We start from the raw sequence: 3,023 nt of genomic DNA, 5'->3' as shown, positions 1-3,023 counted from the left end.
GCCTGGACTTCAATGCGCGGCAGTTTGCCAAGTTCAAGGACAACCGGATCACCCATTGGCGCGATCAGGAGTACCGCTACGACCCGTGGGGCAACTTGGTCGAGAAGCAATCGGGGCACAGCAAGCTGCAGCACTTTGCCTATGACTGTGAAAACCGGCTGGTACGGGCGGAAACGTATGTCGATGGCAGGCAGGAAAGCACCGGGCAGTACCGCTACGACAGCCTCGGACGGCGGGTGGCTAAGCAGGTAGAGATCAATGGTGTAGTCGAACAAAAGCGCTTCCTCTGGCAAGGGCTGAGGATGCTGCGGGAGGAAACGCCAGGGCAGAGCATCTTGTATGTGTATGAGCCGGGTAGCTATGCGCCATTAGCCAGAGTCGATCAGGCAGAAGGGGAAGAGCAGAAGCTGTACTACTTCCATACGGACCAGATCGGTACGCCGCTGGAGCTGACGGATTGCGATGGTCAGATCGTTTGGCAGGCGACCTATCGCTCGTGGGGTTCGATTGAGAATCTGGCCGTCAGTCAAGTCGAGCAAAATCTACGCTTCCAAGGCCAGTATTTCGATGACGAAACGGGGCTGCACTACAATACGTTCCGTTTCTACGATGCCGAACCCGGACGGTTTCTGTCGCAGGACCCTATAGGGCTTGCGGGTGGAATAAACATTTATTCGTATGCTACAAATCCTGCACAGGAAGTCGACCCGCTGGGATGGTGTTCGACGAAACTTGGTAACAGCATGGGCGCTAGGAAAGGAGATGGAAATGGCGAACCATCACCTCATTCCAGAGGAGGTTCTGAGTAACCCTCAATTCGCTAGAATGTTTGACAGGCTTAAGTCTATGGGTTTTAACGGGGATGGGGCACCGAACGGAATTTTTTTACCTGGAAGCAAAAAGCTAACGCAGCGTATTGATCTGCCTGGGCATTGGTCGAATCACGGTAAGTATACCGCTATTATTGAGTCTAAAGTGGCTAAGTTAAATGACTTCTTCGAGGCGGGGGTTCTTTCTGATACACAGCTAGCCTTGGGTATTGGGAAGATTCAAAATTTCGCTAGAGAAGGACTTGAAGCGAATAAATTTGTTGTAGACGCGGTTACGGGGCGATTGCTATGAATATTGAGGCGAGTAGATATTACGTATTGGAATACTCCTCTGTGGATAAGGGATGTCCGGACAATTTGAGCGGCTTCTTTAATTGCGACAAGTTTGAGTGGTCACCTTACGAGACTCGCCCTGAAAAGCTAGAGATAAAGAATGAGTATCACCTTACTCTTTCAGATTCAAGTATCGATATCGATCTCTTGGATTTCGACTTCTATCAAGTTAGTGTGACGTACGTTTCGCGAAAATTTTTAGAGGTTTGCGATTCGTTGAACTCCAAGTATAGAGCTGTCCCGCTTGAAATATCATCTGGCGGCAAGATTAGAAAGGGTGACTATTTTATTTTTCTGCCTGGTGAAAGCTTGTCTGCTCTCGATAAGCTCTCATCTGCCTATGAAGTTTCGAAAGATTTAGAAACTGGAAGCGTTATTCAAAGTCCGCTGTATCCTGGCGAAATTAGTATTGCCAAGGTCGATTCATTTGTGGTTAAGGCGGGCATCAGCAGTAATATATTCCGTTGTCAGGAAACGCTACAGCTTTTTTGTAGTGATAAATTTAAGTCGGCTGCTGCGGGACTAAAAGGAATCTCATTCGTTGCGGTAGATCAAACTTACAGATACGATCCTTGGGCAGCGTTTGACGATCTATAGTGAGTTTGGTTTTTAAGGTGTTTAATTTACGTGCCTGCAATTGTTGTAGAGCGGGTTGATGCTGCCAGTGCTCTTTAATAGATCGCTTTTTTGAGACGATTGCCAACCTTGACTCAGTCGTCTCAATCTTTATTTTATGAATGCGTTAATTTAAGGCCTGCGACATTAGAATGTTGATGCTAAATATAAGTCCAAATTTCCTTGGTTGAGTAACCATTTCTATATCGAACGTCTCAAGTAGTATTTAAGCAGTAGCGTCTGGTGGTGCTATAATTGGCGTCAGCATCTCACTCCAAAAATATGAAATCAAGCTGCTACTAGGGTGACGAAATGCCTATAGCTTACAAGTCTGGCTTGAGTGATGTTGAAATAAGTTCGCTTGAGGCTGCAGTTAATTTCACATTGCCTGATGCGTATAAAAAATTGATGGCGCGCATGAATGGATTTTATTTGACTGATCCTGATTACGGGCAATTGCCATTGGTGTCGATCGAGGATGGGGAGGTTAGTTTTGATCGCCTCTTTGGGGTTAATTCTGAAGAGGAATGTAACGACCTTATCAGCTTTAATGAAGAATTTATTTCTGAATTGGACTTTATTAAAGGTGTCTTAGCGATTGGGGGAGATGGGGGCGGTAATCCTTATGTCCTTGTTGCTGAGGCTGGACGTGAGGGGGTTTACTATTGGGATAGAACTCATTTGCATGAGTCTGACAAGATAAATGCTTATGATATTGCGGGGCGGGACGATTGTGGTCATCTTTACAAAATTGCAAATGGAATTGATGATTTTTACTCTTCGATATTGGCGTCGCTCCCTGCGGGTGTCGAGTTTTTGAAAGAAAATTGAGTTTGGCGACATGTTTGGCAAGCTCTTTAACAGTGTTAGGTTTTGTCTGGCTCTGCCGGTGCTTCGGTAGAGTCAGTGCATCTTAATGGTCAGTACTGGTGAGTAAGGGTGGATATATTTAGCTCGCGTCGAATGCGGCTACTGTAGTAGCTGACATCTGCTCTTATTCGGCGAAGTACCCCACAGCAACACTGAGGTGCCGCTGCAACGCATCGAAAACGCCCTCGGTCACTTCCTGCATTTCACCCGTACCCCCGACGGCACCCTGACCGACATCAAGCGCATCGTCGACAATCAAGCCGTCGAAACCCTGACTCAATACCGCTACGACGAACACGGCCAGCTCAGTGCGGTGATCAACCGCAACGGCGACACCGTGCGCAGCTTCAGCTACGCCGACGGCCTGATGGTGAC

Annotated in this window: 4 protein-coding genes and 1 pseudogene; all 5 read left to right on the top strand. The window is 47.3% G+C overall.

From position 1 onward, the window contains the following. The coding region (locus ACIPW4_RS27170) for an RHS repeat-associated core domain-containing protein (protein WP_400663734.1) at positions 1-809 on the top strand (809 nt) is incomplete at its 5' end. Then, a complete protein-coding gene (locus ACIPW4_RS27165; RefSeq protein WP_400663731.1) occupies positions 769-1,122 on the top strand; it encodes an AHH domain-containing protein in 354 nt (117 codons plus the stop codon). The genes ACIPW4_RS27170 and ACIPW4_RS27165, both read left to right, overlap by 41 nt. Then, a complete protein-coding gene (locus ACIPW4_RS27160; protein ID WP_400663728.1) occupies positions 1,119-1,760 on the top strand; it encodes a hypothetical protein in 642 nt (213 codons plus the stop codon). Before ACIPW4_RS27165 ends, ACIPW4_RS27160 begins: the two co-directional genes overlap by 4 nt. A gap of 330 nt (positions 1,761-2,090) precedes the next feature. Then, positions 2,091-2,609, top strand: coding sequence for an SMI1/KNR4 family protein (locus tag ACIPW4_RS27155; protein ID WP_400663726.1), 519 nt, complete (start codon positions 2,091-2,093; stop codon positions 2,607-2,609). 166 nt (positions 2,610-2,775) lie between these two features. Next, positions 2,776-3,023, top strand: a pseudogene (locus ACIPW4_RS27150) (hypothetical protein); the annotation flags it as partial.

It is taken from the genome of Pseudomonas sp. NPDC089996 (assembly GCF_044748405.1).
Taxonomy (GTDB): domain Bacteria; phylum Pseudomonadota; class Gammaproteobacteria; order Pseudomonadales; family Pseudomonadaceae; genus Aquipseudomonas.
Note: the sequence above shows the minus strand (reverse complement) of the source record. Positions and strands in the feature narration are given on the sequence as shown.

What these genes read in the sequence shown, in the direction of transcription:
- ACIPW4_RS27165 (WP_400663731.1), top strand. Translation starts at nt 769, where the DNA reads ATGGCGAACCATCACCTCATTCCAGAGGAGGTTCTGAGTAACCCTCAA.
- ACIPW4_RS27160 (WP_400663728.1), top strand. Translation starts at nt 1,119, where the DNA reads ATGAATATTGAGGCGAGTAGATATTACGTATTGGAATACTCCTCTGTG.
- ACIPW4_RS27155 (WP_400663726.1), top strand. Translation starts at nt 2,091, where the DNA reads ATGCCTATAGCTTACAAGTCTGGCTTGAGTGATGTTGAAATAAGTTCG.